The 13,978-nt window shown below is 71.9% G+C and carries 13 protein-coding genes and 1 tRNA gene; 4 read left to right on the plus strand and 10 right to left on the minus strand.

All coding sequences use genetic code 11. The features are described from left to right. Nucleotides 1–115: 115 nt before the first annotated feature. Nucleotides 116–1,033 carry a rhomboid family intramembrane serine protease gene (locus IEY78_RS07080; RefSeq protein ID WP_189096718.1) on the minus strand — a complete coding sequence of 306 codons (918 nt, stop codon included), beginning with the start codon at nt 1,031–1,033 and terminating at the stop codon, nt 116–118. Nucleotides 1,034–1,173: 140 nt separating this feature from the next. Then, a complete protein-coding gene (locus IEY78_RS07085) occupies nt 1,174–1,701 on the minus strand; it encodes a peptidylprolyl isomerase (RefSeq protein WP_189096719.1) in 528 nt (175 codons plus the stop codon). Nucleotides 1,702–2,036: 335 nt separating this feature from the next. Between IEY78_RS07085 and IEY78_RS07090 the strand changes: the two genes are divergently transcribed. Then, nucleotides 2,037–2,756 carry a DUF5324 family protein gene (locus IEY78_RS07090; RefSeq protein ID WP_189096720.1) on the plus strand — a complete coding sequence of 240 codons (720 nt, stop codon included), beginning with the start codon at nt 2,037–2,039 and terminating at the stop codon, nt 2,754–2,756. 89 nt (nt 2,757–2,845) lie between these two features. Here the strand turns inward: IEY78_RS07090 and IEY78_RS07095 are convergent, their stop codons facing one another. The 5 genes from IEY78_RS07095 to IEY78_RS07115 are packed head-to-tail and all read right to left on the minus strand — an operon-like array spanning nt 2,846 to nt 7,657. Continuing rightward, complete coding sequence (locus tag IEY78_RS07095; RefSeq protein WP_189096721.1) at nt 2,846–4,063, minus strand: aminotransferase class I/II-fold pyridoxal phosphate-dependent enzyme; 1,218 nt, start codon at nt 4,061–4,063, stop codon at nt 2,846–2,848. Next, nucleotides 4,053–4,790 (minus strand): alanine--tRNA ligase-related protein, encoded by a 738-nt coding sequence (locus IEY78_RS07100; protein ID WP_189096722.1) that lies wholly within the window; start codon nt 4,788–4,790, stop codon nt 4,053–4,055. Before IEY78_RS07100 ends, IEY78_RS07095 begins: the two co-directional genes overlap by 11 nt. Beyond that, nucleotides 4,783–5,757: a pyridoxal-phosphate dependent enzyme gene (locus IEY78_RS07105; RefSeq protein WP_189096723.1), complete on the minus strand. Its 975-nt coding sequence runs from the start codon at nt 5,755–5,757 to the stop codon at nt 4,783–4,785. Before IEY78_RS07105 ends, IEY78_RS07100 begins: the two co-directional genes overlap by 8 nt. Beyond that, nucleotides 5,754–6,761 (minus strand): DMT family transporter, encoded by a 1,008-nt coding sequence (locus IEY78_RS07110; protein WP_189096724.1) that lies wholly within the window; start codon nt 6,759–6,761, stop codon nt 5,754–5,756. Before IEY78_RS07110 ends, IEY78_RS07105 begins: the two co-directional genes overlap by 4 nt. Beyond that, nucleotides 6,758–7,657, minus strand: a complete 900-nt coding sequence (locus tag IEY78_RS07115; RefSeq protein ID WP_435882123.1) for a GHMP family kinase ATP-binding protein — start codon at nt 7,655–7,657, stop codon at nt 6,758–6,760. The genes IEY78_RS07110 and IEY78_RS07115 overlap by 4 nt, the downstream gene beginning before the upstream one ends. 344 nt (nt 7,658–8,001) lie before the next feature. On the opposite strand from IEY78_RS07115, the gene IEY78_RS07120 reads away from it, so the two are divergent. Next, a complete protein-coding gene (locus IEY78_RS07120) occupies nt 8,002–8,985 on the plus strand; it encodes a LysR family transcriptional regulator (RefSeq protein ID WP_189096725.1) in 984 nt (327 codons plus the stop codon). Nucleotides 8,986–9,107: 122 nt separating this feature from the next. On the opposite strand, the gene IEY78_RS07125 is transcribed toward IEY78_RS07120, so the two are convergent. After that, nucleotides 9,108–9,183, minus strand: a tRNA-Ala gene (locus tag IEY78_RS07125). Between the two features lie 127 nt (nt 9,184–9,310). On the opposite strand from IEY78_RS07125, the gene IEY78_RS07130 reads away from it, so the two are divergent. Together IEY78_RS07130 and IEY78_RS07135 are read left to right on the plus strand one after the other, a co-directional pair. Then, the gene (locus IEY78_RS07130; protein WP_030075693.1) at nt 9,311–9,859 is read left to right on the plus strand and encodes a helix-turn-helix domain-containing protein; all 549 of its coding nucleotides are present in this window, start codon (nt 9,311–9,313) and stop codon (nt 9,857–9,859) included. Between the two features lie 41 nt (nt 9,860–9,900). Then, the gene (locus IEY78_RS07135) at nt 9,901–11,556 is read left to right on the plus strand and encodes a serine/threonine-protein kinase (RefSeq protein ID WP_189096726.1); all 1,656 of its coding nucleotides are present in this window, start codon (nt 9,901–9,903) and stop codon (nt 11,554–11,556) included. A gap of 36 nt (nt 11,557–11,592) precedes the next feature. Here IEY78_RS07135 and IEY78_RS07140 read toward each other — a convergent pair whose 3' ends face one another. Both IEY78_RS07140 and IEY78_RS34220 read right to left on the minus strand, forming a co-directional pair. After that, the gene (locus IEY78_RS07140) at nt 11,593–13,047 is read right to left on the minus strand and encodes a hypothetical protein (RefSeq protein WP_189096727.1); all 1,455 of its coding nucleotides are present in this window, start codon (nt 13,045–13,047) and stop codon (nt 11,593–11,595) included. Between the two features lie 627 nt (nt 13,048–13,674). Then, the gene (locus IEY78_RS34220) at nt 13,675–13,809 is read right to left on the minus strand and encodes a DLW-39 family protein (protein WP_003958712.1); all 135 of its coding nucleotides are present in this window, start codon (nt 13,807–13,809) and stop codon (nt 13,675–13,677) included. Between the last annotated feature and the right edge of the window lie 169 nt (nt 13,810–13,978).

A 13,978-nucleotide genomic window follows, 5' to 3' on the forward strand; every position in this document is an offset into this window, starting at 1 on the left:
CCCTCTCCCCCTGTCCCGGCTGGGGAAACGCAGGTCAGGGCGGTGCGGAACGAGAGTTCCGCACCGCATGCACAAGATCGGCCACGCACTGTGGACAACGTGGCGCCACGGGCCCTCAGCCCGTGAGCTGAAGGGTCCGTACCCACACCACGGCGACGATCGCCAGCAGCATCACCGCGCAGGTCCCGAGATGCACCAGGGTCCGCCGGTCGCGCGGCGCGTGCACCATCCCGAAGGCCACCGCGGCGCCCACCACGAGGCCTCCCACGTGTGCCTGCCAGGCGATATTCGGCCACAGGAAAGTGAAGACGAGGTTCAGGCCGAGCAGGATCAGCACCGGCTTCATGTCGTACCGCAGCCGCCGCATCAGGACGGCGGTCGCGCCGAGCAGCCCGAAGATCGCGCCGGAGGCGCCCAGCGAGGGCTGGTTCTGCGCGGCGAGGAGGAACGACAGGGCGCTGCCGCCCAGGCCGGCCAGCAGGTAGAGCGCCAGGAAGCGGGCCCGGCCGAGCGCTGCCTCCAGCGGCGGCCCCAGCCACCACAGCGAGAGCATGTTGAAGGCGATGTGGGCGATCTGCTGGTGCAGGAACATCGCGGTCAGCAGGCGGTACCACTCGCCCTCGGCGACGCCGACGAGCCGGTAGCTGCCCGGCTCGGCGGCCAGACCGATCAGATCGAGGTGGTTGACCAGCGGGCTCAGCGCACCGCCGGTCGCCATCACGGCGAGGAAGAGCGCGACGTTGAGGCCCAGCAGGACCTTGGTCACCAGGCGGGGATCGGCGGTGATCGCGCCGCCCGCGATCGTGCGCGGCGCCGCCGCCTGCGGCGCACGGCCGGTGCCGCTGCCGCCGCGCACGCAGTCCGGGCACTGGAAACCGACCGAGGCGCTGATCATGCACTCGGGGCATATCGGCTTGTCACAGCGGGTGCAGCGGATGCCGGTCGGGCGGTCGGGGTGGCGGAAACAGCCCGGCAGGCCGTCGTCGCCCCGCGCGTCCCGCGGTTCCTGTGGGCTGCCTGGCACCTGGTCCATCGGCCTCTCGTCCTCTTCTCCGTCCGGGCGCCCGTCACGCGCCCTCCCGCCCGGCTCCGGACGAGCGTCGCGCCCCGCCTGATGTACGACCGGGCGGGGCGCAATGGTTCCCCGGCGCGGGCCGGGGCACAAGACACGGCTCAGCGGGTCTCGATGACCACCGACTCGATGACGACGTCCTGGACCGGACGGTCCGTGCGCGGGTTCGTCTGGGTGCCGGCGATCGCGTCCACGACCTTCTTGCCGGCGTCGTTGCTGACCTCGCCGAAGATGGTGTGCTTGCCGGTCAGCCAGGCGGTCGCGCCGACGGTCACGAAGAACTGCGAGCCGTTCGTGCCGGGGCCGGCGTTCGCCATGGCCAGCAGGTACGGCTTGTTGAAGGCCAGGTCGGGGTGGAACTCGTCCCCGAACTCGTAGCCGGGGCCGCCGGTGCCGTTGCCCAGCGGGTCGCCGCCCTGGATCATGAAGCCACTGATCACCCGGTGGAAGACGGTGCCGTCGTAGAGGCGGTCCGTGGACTTCTTGCCCGTCGCCGGGTGGGTCCACTCCCGCTCGCCGTTGGCGAGCTCGACGAAGTTCTTGACCGTCTTGGGTGCATGGTTCGGCAGAAGCCGAATCTCGATGTCGCCCTGGTTCGTCTTCAGGGTGGCGTAGAGCTGCTCAGCCACGATCTACCTTCCATAAGTCTGCACTGACGGTTCACGATCCTCGCATGGACCGGCCCGCCCGTCGTCCGACCTCACCCCTGTCGGGCCGTGCGCCACTCTTTCCGGGACGCCGGGCTCCTGACGGACTTCGTGCCGATTTCCTGCGCCGGGAGCGGCAAAGCGTGGCATTGTCGTCAACAAGGCTCCGGAAGGTCCGCAATGACCCGGATGCCCGCTCGCACATGCCGTGTGACGTCCGAGCGGGCATGATCTTCAAACGGGTGGACAGGCGATACAGAAGACACGGGGGACCAGGCCCCCTAGCCCCGGACAACGCCACCGAGGAGGAGGATCCCGTGACCCGCAAGGACAGCGTGCGCGCCGCGACCGGTACGGCCAGGGACAGCGTGCGGCACGCCGCGGAGGTGGTGGCTCCGTATGCCGGTACGGCCAAGGAAGCCGCCGTGCACTTCGCGCATGAAGCACGTACCCGCGCGGCGCCCAGGGTGGCCGAGGCCGCCCACCAGGCACGCACGCAGTACGACACCCACCTGCAGCCGCGGTTCGAGCACGCCCGCGGCACCCTGCCGCCCAAGGTGGACGCCGCGGCGACCCGCGCGGCCCACCGCACCCGCAAGGCCGCCCGCCAGGCCGCCGACTACACGGCACCGCGGCTGGAGAACGCGGTGACCACCGCGCGCGCCGCGGCCGAGCCGGTGCGGGAGGAAGCCGTCGCCCGCGGCGCCGCCGCGCTCGCCGCGCTCCGCGGCCAGGTGACGGCCAAGGAGATCGCCAAGCTGCAGAAGAAGCACAGCCGGCGGGCCAAGTGCGGCAAGCTCGCCAAGCGCCTCACCGTGCTGGGCATCCTGGCCGGCGGAGCGATCGCCGCCTGGAAGTGGTGGGACAAGCAGGCCAACCCGGACTGGCTGGTCGAGCCGCCGGCGCCCACCGAGGTCAGCGACCGCGGCCGGCTGAGCTCGGTCGACGGCAGCCAGAACGGCTCGCTCGACCCCGAGGTCCAGGCCAAGCAGGCCGACGCCGAGGCCGATGAGCGCGGCGGCGGCAGCACCGCCTGACCCGGCCCCAACGGCTCACCGGGCCGTGTCCGCCCTCCCGTCCCGGGAGCCGGCGGACACGGCCCGCGCACGTACGGACGTGGGTGTCCTCAGCCGAGCGCGGCCCGCAGCCGGGCGAAGGCCGTCCGCAGTATCGACGGGTGGCTTGCCGCGTTGATGCGGAAGCAGCTCTCGAACGCCGCGCCGCCGAAGCTCTCGCCGGCCAGTACGTGGATGCCGCTGCGCTCCAGCGCCCCGGCGAACCGGCGCGCGTCCTGCTCCCCCGCGGCCTCGGCCCACACCAGGTACGTGGCGTCGGGGGCGGTCGCGCCGACGCGCACCGGCAGGCCCGCCAGCTCGTCGAGGACGAGCCGCACGCGCTCGGCGAGCTCCTCGCGCAGGGTGTGCAGCCAGGCGACGCCCTCCGGCCCGTAGCAGGCGACGGTGGCGAGGGCGCCGAGGCTGCCCGGGCGCCCCAGGAGGCTCTGCGGCAGCTCCGCGAGGGCGGGCGCCGAGCGCTCGGAGCCGTAGACGCTGGCGCTCTTCAGCCCGGGGATGTTGAACGCCTTCGACGCGGAGGTGAGGCCGAAGGCCCGTATCCCGTGGATCGCGGGGTCCGCGAACGCCGAGGGCATCGCGCGGCCGGGCATCCCCAGCGGGAGGTGCACCTCGTTGGAGAGCAGCAGAAGGTCGTGCTCCCGGCACACCCCGATCGCCCGGGACATCTCCGGGAGGGTCCAGGCCCGCCCGACCGGGTTGTGCGGCTGGCACACGATCCAGCCGCGGGCGCCCTCGCGGGCCGCGGTGGCCAGGGCCGCCCAGTCGTGCTGCCAGCGCCCCCCGGAGCGGCCCAGCGGCACGGCCACCGGTACCAGGCCCGCCTCACGGACCACCGTGAACAGATCGCCGTACACGGGGGTCTCGACGATGACGGGGCTGCCCGGGGGCAGACCGGAGTGCATCAGGGTGCGCAGCCCGGTCAGCACGTCCGTGGTGCAGCGCAGCCCGGCGACCTGCGCGTCGTGGTGCTCGGCCAGATAGCGCCCGCACGCCGCCTCCTGCGCCTCGGGCAGGCCGTAGCCGGTCTCGCCGAGGCCGATGGCCTCGACCAGGGCGGAGCGCAGGAACTCCGGTGGGTGGAGGTCCATCTCGGCGACGCCGAGGCAGATGCGGTCGGGGGTGTCCGGGCCGAGCCGCCACTTCAGGGTGCGGCGGGCGCGCAGCGCGTCGAGGTCGGTCAGGAAGCGCGGCCGCTCGGGCAGCAGGCCGGGGGAGGCGGTGCGGGCGGGCGGCTGGTGGGCCGTCGCCGCCCGGAGGTCATTGGGCATTCCGGTCCAGTTCGATGTAGAGCCGGGTGCCGCCCTTGCCCTTGGTGCGGCGGCGGACGGACACCGTGCCCTGGATCTCCTTCGGGTGGCGGACGTGCGTCCCGCCGCAGGGGATCTCCAGGTCTCCCGAGCGCCACACGAAGACGTCCCGGGTGCCGGGCAGCGGGTCGACGGCCGCCTCCGGGGAGTCGGCCAGCAGCTGCGTGACGCGCTCCTGGATGCCGGGGACGGCGTCCGTGGCGATCGCGCAGTTGAAGTCGAAGCGGGCGGAGCTGTCGCTGATGTGGCAGCCGCGGGTCGACCGCGTCAGCCCCTGGGACTCCAGGTATTCGCCGGTCGCGTGGAAGAGGAAGTGCGCCAGGGTGTGCATCTGCATGTGGTGCAGCCGCCGCTCCCAATCGATCTCCATGGTGACCTGCTCGCCCACGGTGAGGGCGCAGGGCTCCTCGAACTCGTGGTAGAACACCGCCTCGATGGTGGCGACTTCGCCGTTGGGCAGCTGGAACGGGCGGCCGCCGGCCTTCTGCACGTCGATGACGCGCTGCCCGTTGACCGTTCCCTGGTCGGCGACCTGGCCGCCGGACTCCGCGTAGAAGACGGACTGGTCGAAGATCGCGTAGCGGTCACTGACCTGGAGGACCGTCGCCGTGCCCGTGGTGGCGTACGGGTCGTGGTGGAAGAGCTGCTTGGTGGGCGGGCAAGAGCTCCACAGGGCGGCTTCAATCACTGCTGTCTCCCCAGTTCAGTAGCGTGGTGCCATACAGTTCGCCGCGGTCGGCGAAGAAGGTGAGGATCTCACCGTCGGCCTCCGGCCCCAGGGCGGCGGCGAGTTGGCGCGCCCCCATGTAGCAGACGCCGGAGGAGCCGCCCACGCTGATGCCGCGGGCCGCCAACTCCTGGACCCCGGCGCAGGCTTCGGCGTCGGACACCTGGAACACCCCGGCCACCCGGTCCCGGACGGCGTCGATGACGGCCGGGATGCGGTTCTGGTTGCCGGTGCCGCGCAGGATGCTGGGGGCGGGGTCGCCGCCGAAGGTGATGGAGCCGTGCCGGTCGGCGACGTAGGAGCGGATGCCCTCGTCGCGCAGCATGGCGGACAGCGCGGAGAAGTGGCCGCCGCTGCCGACGCAGAAGATGCCGGCGCCGATGCGGGCAAAGTCCAGGGTGCGTCTCAGGTGGGGCACCACCCAGCGGGTGTAGACCTCGGGGTTGAGCGGGCTGTCGTTCTGGTTGGTCCAGTAGTAGTGGGGGTTCTCCGCCCGCAGCCGCTGGAGCAGGTCGTCCCGGGCCTGCTGGAAGCCGAGGACGGGGTGCGGCGCGGGGACGAGGTGCAGCACGCCGCCGGCCAGCTCGATCTTGCGCCGGGTCACGGCCGGGATGCCGGGGTCGGACACCAGGTGGATCTCGTGGCCGAGCAGGCGGCCCGCGGCCGCCAGGCCCAGGCCCAGCGATCCGGAGGTGGACTCGATCACCGGCTGGCCCTCGGCGAGCAGGCCGTGCTCCCGGGCCAGCAGCAGCAGGCCGAGGCCGAGGATGGACTTGAAGCTGGTCTCGGTGGCGGGGCTGCCGTGGATCGCACGCAGCACGAACCGGGTGTCGTCGATACGGCCGGCGTCGAGGGTGGTCAGCCGGCTGAGCCCGTCGAGGACGGCGTAGGGATCGACGCGGTCCGGGGGCGCGACGGTGACGGTCATGAACGGCCCTCCAGAAGGTTCTTGGCCCAGAAGATCGAGATGAGCAGGATGGCGATGCCCGACAGCTGGATCCAGCTGAGCTGCTGGCCGAACAGGACGAAGCCGTACGCGGCCGCGGCGACCGGCTGGAGCAGCACGTAGACGGCGGCCAGTTGGAGCCGCAGGAACTTCACCGCGTGCGCCATGAGGGTCTGCCCGAGCACCTGGGAGGTCGCGGCGAGCGCGATCAGCACCAGCCAGCCCTTGGCCGTCGTCGGCCACAGGCTCTCGCCGAGAATGGCGGCGACGACGAAGCAGGCCGCGGCGCAGGCCAGGCTGAGGGTGGCCATGATGCGGGTCGCCTCGTAGCGCTCGCGCAGGCCCTTGGTCACGACGAGGAACAGGGCGTAGAACACGGCGGTCATCAGGGCGAGCACGTCACCGCGCAGGTGCCGCGGGTCGAGGCCGGTGCCCAGGATGACGAGGATGTACAGGCCGCCGAGCGCCAGCAGCGCCGGGAACAGCAGCTTCCACGGGATGCGGTCCCCGAAGAGGAAGAACAGCAGCGGGGCGATGATGAACGGCACCAGGTTGGCCAGGAGGTTGGCCTCAGCCAGCGAGGTGTAGAGGAACGAGATGTTCCACAGGCACAGGTCGGCCGCGAGGAACAGCCCGCCGAGCACGATCAGGAAGCGGTCGCGCGGCGTCACCCTCGCCTGCTTGGCAGGCGCCTCGCCCGCGGCCCGGCCGCCCTTGGCCGTGCGGCCCGCGTTCCGCGACAGGGCGACGGACATCCCGAGCAGCAGCGGAACGGCGAAGAGGGAGCGGTAGGCGCCGGTGGCGACCGGGCCGATCTCGCTGATCCGGACGAACACGCCGCCCAGCGCCAGGCAGCACACGGCGAGCAGCACCATGCCCTGGTAGTGGGCCTGGGAGCGGGGACGGGGCGGCGGGCTCGGGTCCGGCGCGGCCGGCTCGGGGGCGGCCCCCGGCTCGGGGGCCGTGCTGGTGGTGCTGGTCGTCAACGCTGGGCCTCTTTCAGGGTGAAGGTCTCGCTGCTGTATCCGCAGGCCGACAGCTGCGCGCGGCACTCCCGGACCCGCAGGTCGTGGTCCGGCTGGTGGCGGGAGAAGATGAGCCCCGCGAGAGTGCCGCTGTGCGCGACGCAGACGCCCAGGGCGCCCAGGTCCTGCTGGATCCGCCGCAGGTCCTCCAGGGACTTCTTGGGCAGCCGGTCGTTGTGCAACTCGGCGCTCCGGGAGGCGACTTCGGCCGCGGCCGCGTAGTCGTCGGCCCGCAGGGCGGTGTCGAGCTGCGCGAAGAGCTGGGCGTAGACCCGCGCCTTGCCCGGGTCGTCGGGGCGCTCCTGGTGGAACTCCTCGGTGCGCACCCAGCCGCCCTCGTCGATGCCGACGATGGTCCAGCGCAGGTCCGTGCGGTACGCGTGCAGGAGCCGGTGGGTGCGCTGGGCGCAGGCCGCGACTCCGGGGTGCAGGAGGTAGTCGCCGTACTCCAGCTTCCGGGCCACGGAGAGCGCGAGGGCGCGCACGACCGGCTCCGGGGTCTGCGGGTGCAGGCTGCGGATGCACAGCTGAGCGGTCGCCAGAATGTCGGCGGTGGAGCTGGCGTAGCCCTTCGCCACCGGGATGTTGGAATCGATCTCGATAGTGCAGTCGGGAGCGCCGTGGCCCAGCTCGGCGCTCAGCAATTCGAAAGCGGAAAGGGCCTTGACCCGGTCATCAGGAGTGATGCCGAGCCGCTTCTTACCCGTGCCCTCTTGCGGGCACAACCGAGCCTGGCTTTTCAACTCCTCGATCGGGGCAGTGAAAAGAAAATGCTCGAACCCATGCGCACCAAAGGTATACCCCTGGAGAATTTCTCCGAAAGTGCCATGGACCGCTGTAACGATCTCGGCAGGCATGGCGCAGTTCTATACGGCCATGATCGGAGCTGCAATCCAAGATGTCCTTTAGGTATCCATAAAAGTTATTTTGGAGGCCGGAAAGGACTGCCCGCTTCACACCGTTCGACCCTTTTGGTGCGGCAACCGGACGGTATATACGCCCCCTTTACCCTACTTGCGGCGGCCATAACTGGAATCCGGATTTCCGCACTCCATTTCCCCCGCCCACATCTCTTTACCTCTGCATGGGGTTAACTTTGCGATCGCGGCTGTCCGGAGGGCGATCCCGGCAGCCTCACCGCCCATTCCTCGTCTGCTCAATGGGGTTGATCGGAAACCTGGCAATTCCGTATGCTCGCCACGTGATCGAGCCCCGCCACCTTCGTGTACTGCATGCCGTGATGAAGGCCGGTTCATTCACCGCCGCCGCACGTGAGCTGAACTGCACGCAACCGGCAGTAAGCCAGCAGATAAAAGCCCTTGAGAAGTCCGTGGGAACGCCGATCCTGGCCCGCTCGGGGCGGGACGCGCGCCTCACGGAAGCCGGCGAGATTCTCGCGCGGCACGCCACTTCCATTCTCGCCCGGCTGACCGCGGCGGAAGAGGAGATAGCCGCCATCGCGGGCCTGCAGGCGGGCTGCGTGCGGCTGGTCTCCTTCCTCAGCGGCACCGCCACGGTGATCCCGCCGGCCCTGGCCACCATGCGCGCGGAGCGGCCGGACATCGAGGTCACCCTCAGCGAGGCCACCCCGCCGCGCGCCATCGCCATGCTGCGCGACGGCGACTGCGACATCGCGCTGGCCTTCCGCTACCCGGACCTTCCCGGCACGCCCCCGCGCACCACCGCCGCCTATCCGGACGACCCCGGCGCGGAGAAGGCGGACGACGCCAACTGGAACGGCCTGGTCGCGCATCCCCTGCTGACCGACCGGCTCGTCGGCCTGCTCCCCGCGGGCCATCACCTCGCCGGGGCGGAAAAGCTGGAACTCACCGACCTGGCCGACGACACCTGGGTCCTCGGCTGTGCGAGCTGCCGCCGCCATGTGGTGAAGCTCTGCGCGCGCAGCGGGTTCACCCCCCGGATGGACCTGACCACCGATGACTACCCCACGGTGATCGGCCTGGTCGGCGCCGGCATGGGGGTGGCCGTCCTGCCGGAGCTGGCGCTGAGTTCCGTGCCGTCCGCGTCGATCCGCCTGGTCCCGGTCGTCCCCACCGTCCCGCGCGAGGTGGTGGCCCTGACCCTGCCCGCCCACGAATCCGTGCCGGCGGTCCGGCTCATGCTCCAGCACCTGAGAAGCGCCGCCCGCCTCGCCGTGCAGGAGCCGTCGACGGCTCCGCGCTGAGCCGGATCCCGCGGTCGGGACCACCCTCGGCGCACCGTCCTCCGCCTGCACGGCACCGGCCCGCGACGCCAGCAGCAAAAAGACCCCTCCGGCCGCGTTTCCGCAGGTCGGAGGGGTCTTCGTGGTGGAGCCTAGGGGAGTCGAACCCCTGACATCTGCCATGCAAAGACAGCGCTCTACCAACTGAGCTAAGGCCCCTTCGCGCACCAGGGTACCCGGTGTCCGGCCGCTTTCCCGACCGGGTATCGCCGCGCACGGTCGCTCTCCGTAGGATGCTTCGCGAGATTCGCGGCAGCGAAGCCACCGGGGAGACAGGGGAGACGGTATGGACGCAGCACAGCAGGAAGCCACCGCGCGGGCCCGGGAGCTGCAGCGCAGTTGGTACGGGGAGCCTCTGGGTGCGTTGTTCCGCCGCCTCATCGACGATCTCGGCCTCAACCAGGCCCGGCTCGCCGCCGTACTGGGGCTGTCCGCCCCGATGCTGTCCCAGCTGATGAGCGGGCAGCGCGCAAAGATAGGCAACCCGGCCGTGGTCCAGCGCGTGCAGGCGCTGCAGGACCTGGCCGGCCAGGTCGCCGACGGCAGCGTCAGCGCCGGCGAGGCGACCGACCGCATGGAAGAGATCAAGAAGACCGCGGGGGGCTCGGTGCTGAACAACACCGCGCAGCAGACGTCTTCGACCGGGGCGACCACGGTGCGGCGCGTGGTGCGCGAGATCCAGTCGCTGCTGCGCTCCGTCTCCGACGCCGGGGACATCATCGATGCGGCGAACACCCTCGCCCCCGCTCACCCCGAACTGGCAGAGTTTCTCCGGGTTTACGGTGCCGGTCGCACCGCGGACGCGGTCGCCCACTACGAGGCGCACCAGAGTTAGCCACAGGGGACCTTGCGAGTTCAGACAGCGGACGGGGCACCATGGGTGAGATCTTCGCCGGCCGGTACGAGCTGATCGACCCGATCGGGCGGGGCGGGGTGGGCGCGGTCTGGCGCGCCTGGGACGCCCGGCGGCGCCGCTACGTGGCGGCGAAGGTGCTCCAGCAGAGCGACGCGCACACGCTGCTGCGCTTCGTCCGCGAACAGGCGCTGCGGATCGACCACCCGCATGTGCTGGCCCCGGCGAGCTGGGCCGCGGATGACGACAAGGTGCTGTTCACCATGGATCTGGTGAACGGCGGCTCGCTGGCGCATCTGATCGGGGACTACGGGCCGCTGCCGCCGCGGTTCGTGTGCGTCCTGCTGGACCAGCTGCTGGCCGGGCTGACCGCGGTGCACGCGGAGGGCGTGGTGCACCGCGACATCAAGCCGGCGAACATCCTGCTGGAGGCCACCGGTACCGGCCGTCCGCATCTGCGGCTGTCGGACTTCGGCATCGCGATGCGCAAGGGGGAGCCGCGGCTCACCGAGGCCAACTACGTGGTGGGCACGCCCGGTTACTTCGCGCCGGAGCAGATGCTCGGCGCCGAACCGGACTTCCCCGCCGACCTGTTCGCGGTCGGCCTGGTCGCGCTCTACCTCATCACCGGCGTCAAGCCGGACGCCGAGGGACTGACCGACCACTTCGACCGGCCCGGCATCCCCGACGCGCCCGAGGGCGTGCCGGAGCCGCTGTGGCAGGTGCTGGCGTCCCTGGTGCACCCCGATCCGGACGCGCGGTTCAAGACGGCCACCGGGGCACGCAAGGCCATTCTCGCGGCGGTCGAGCTGCTGCCGGAGATGACGATCGAGGACGAGATCGTCGAGGTCTTCGACCACATAGGCCCGCTGCCGGCCGGCTTCGGGCCGACCGGGCCGCTGCGAGCCGCCGGGGACGCCACCGGGGCCGCGACCGCGGGCGCCACCACGGGCACCGCGTCCACCGGCCATGTCTCCATGTCGGACACCGGCAGCTTCCAGCTGGCCCCACCGGACCCCACACCCACCCCCGCGCCCGCTCCCACACCGGAACCGCTGCCGGGCCAAGCACCCACGGGCTCCGCGGCCACGGGCCATGGCGGTCCGGCGACGGGGTACGGCGGTCCGCCGACAGGCCATGGCGATCCGGCGACGGGATACGGCAATACGCCGACGGGGTACGGCCGTACGCCCCTGGGGCAGAACGGCCCGACCACCGGCCAGGTGGGCACGCCGACGGGCCACACAGGCCCGTCCACCGGCCACACAGGCCCGTCCACCGGCCACACGGACCCGTCCACGGGCCGCACAGGTCCGGCCACCGGTCACACAGGTTCCACCACCGGCCAGGTGGGTCCAACCACCGGCCACGGCGCCCCGGCGGGCCCCGCCGGGCCGGGTACCTCGTCCGGCGCGCCCCTGGTGCCGTCCCCGCCCCCGGCACCCGCGTACGAGCCGACGGCCGCCGTCCCCCCGGGGCACTCCGCGACCCGCCCCTACACGGCGGGCCCGCAGCCGCTGCCCGTCCGGCCCGCGTCCGCCGCACCCGTCACCGCGGCCGCCGCCGTGCTGCCGGCGCCGTACCGGAGACCGGGGCCGCCCACGAAGGTCGCGATCCCGGTGCTGATCGTGGCGCTGCTGTGCATCGCGGTCGGCGTCTGGGCCCTGCTGACGGCCTGACAGCACGCCACGGGCGCGAGCCCGACCGCCGCCCCGCTACCAGCCCGGCGGCGGCCCGAACTGCGAGCCCCGCTGCCCCTGTTGGGTGGTCCGGGTCGACTGCCCGGGCACGGCGGGCGGTGCGGGCGGCTCACCGGAAGTGCCCGCCGCGACCGCGGGCACCACCGCAGCGCGCCGGGCCACCAGCGTCCACGTCCCGAGCCCCGCCAGCAGCACCACCCCGGTGCCGATACCGGCGTAGGCCACCGTCATCAGCACGCCGCTCTTCTCCGCCTCCCGGGCCTGCTGCGGGCTCTGGCCCTTGCGTGCCGTGTCGCGGTCCTCGGGCGTGACGGAGAACGTGCCGGCCGGCCGGTCGTAGTCCGGCCCGTCCTTGGCGTGGAGCCGGACATCCACCCGGAGCGTGAGGTCCGCGCCCTTGGGGAAGTACCGCGCAGCATCGGGGTGCAGCGAGACCGCGATGTAGTACCAGCCCGCGAAGCGCATCGCGCTGACCGCGTTGACGGGGTTGAAGCGGTTGCCGTAGTCGACCGGCGCGGTGAACTCCTTGGCGGCGGCGGGCTCGCCCCGGTACGGGACGAAGGTGGCCCCGCCGACCGCCCCGCGGGCCGGGTTGTAGACGCCCAGCCCCAGGCCGCTGGCGACGAACCCGGAGGTCCGGCCGAGGGCCCTGCCGTTGGGGCCACCGGTCGTGCTGCCGCCGGCGTTCGGCAGCTCCGCGCTGAGGTTGAGGCGCTGCCCCCAGTCCACCGGGACGCGGTAGAAGCGGGTCTCGCCGGGCCGGATCCGGTCCGTCCAGACGCCCGAGGTCACCGAGCCCGCGTCGTTGAAGCCGGTGCCGCCCCGGGCGGCGCGCTCGGTGGGATTCGTCCGCGGTGCGGGCGTCGCGGTGCTCCAGGTGCCCTGGCCGGGCCGGGCGGGGGTGCTGCCCTTGAGCGGGGGCTCTTCGAGGTAGTCCAGCTCGATCGGCCAGATGTCGGAGCCGGAGGCCGCCGAGCCCTGCCGGCTGAGCACCAGGTAGTACGGCCCGGCCTTCTGACAGGCCGTGCGGTCGGGGCCGATGCGGCGGGTGGCGTAGTCGGCGATCGGATACGCCATGCCGCCGCCGCGGAAGAACGGGCTGGCTCCCGTGTCGCAGGTATGGCCGCTGCTGTCCTGGACGTTGATGGTCAGCTTGTCCCCGTAGTCCCGGACCTTGGTGCCGGGCCGGGGAGCCGCCACCGCCGAGAAGTACGCGTTCGTCCGGTCGTCCAGATTGACCGAGTAGTACTTCTTCTCACCGCGCTTGATGCGGTCGGTGTGCAGTCCGGGGCTCAGCCTCGGTGCGTCGGAGTTGCTGGCCGATCCCCCGACCCGGGTGGCGCCATCCGCGATGCGGTAGCCGGGTATCGCGTCGGCCGAGGCCACGCCCACCGCCCCCGGCAGCACCGCCACCGCGCCGAGCGTCGCCAGTACGGCGATGCCCCTGTGCGTCCTGCGCGCCGTCACCACGAGCCACCCCTCCTCGGATCCGCGTTTCCCCGTCGGTCGCCGTCGCCCGACGACGTGCGTACACCGGCGCCAACCGGCCGGCAGCAGGACGCCCACTCCACCGGCGGCGACCGCCCTCATACGTCCTGGGGCCCATCCTCCACCGCTGTCCGGCGCGGTGTCCGCCGAGGGCCCGGAATCCCTCCGGGAGACCGCGGCCACCGAACCCCCGGCCCGCGACCCGGGCTTCCCCTCGCCCCGCACCCCGACCCGCGGCACCACGGCGCCCCCCTTCGACTCGTCGGCGAACTCCACGTCATGGCACAGCTGCTGGCCCCGATGTTCCACGTGAAACATCACCTCCGGCGCCCACCGAGCGGCGCCCGCCCCCCTGGCGACCCCGCGCACGAGCCGGCTCCCGCCCCGCCCGCCACGCCCCCGACCGGCATATTTGCTAATGCAAGCAAATAGTGTGCTAGAGCAAACTCACAAGATAGGCCGTCACGCCCCCACGATGACCATCGGCCCTCTCAGTCCCGCACCGCCGTCTCCGCCCCACAGAACGCCCCACCCGCCCCCGGGACGCACGAAACCCCGACCACCCAGGGGCAGTCGGGGTCCGTACGAATGTGCTGTGCGTGTGGGGTCTCAGACACCCGAACCTGCGGGCACGGAGTCGGTCGCCTCCGTCCACAGATCCTGCTCGGCGCGATCCGCCTGGATCTGGCGGTACACGAGGAGCCCGCCGATGGCGGCCAGTGCGACCAGGAGAAGCTTCTTCACCGCGCGACCTCGTCTTTCGTTGACGTAGGGGACCTATGTCGGCCGATGATACACACCGGTTGATACCGATCGGTTACCTAGCCCACGGTCGGCAACACCTCGTCCACGGCACCCGACACGAGCCAACTTGCGCCCGCACAGAACGAATCGGCCCGGCCGGAGAAGTCTC

The sequence above is a fragment of the Streptomyces kronopolitis genome (assembly GCF_014646275.1).
GTDB classification, from domain to species: domain Bacteria; phylum Actinomycetota; class Actinomycetes; order Streptomycetales; family Streptomycetaceae; genus Streptomyces; species Streptomyces kronopolitis.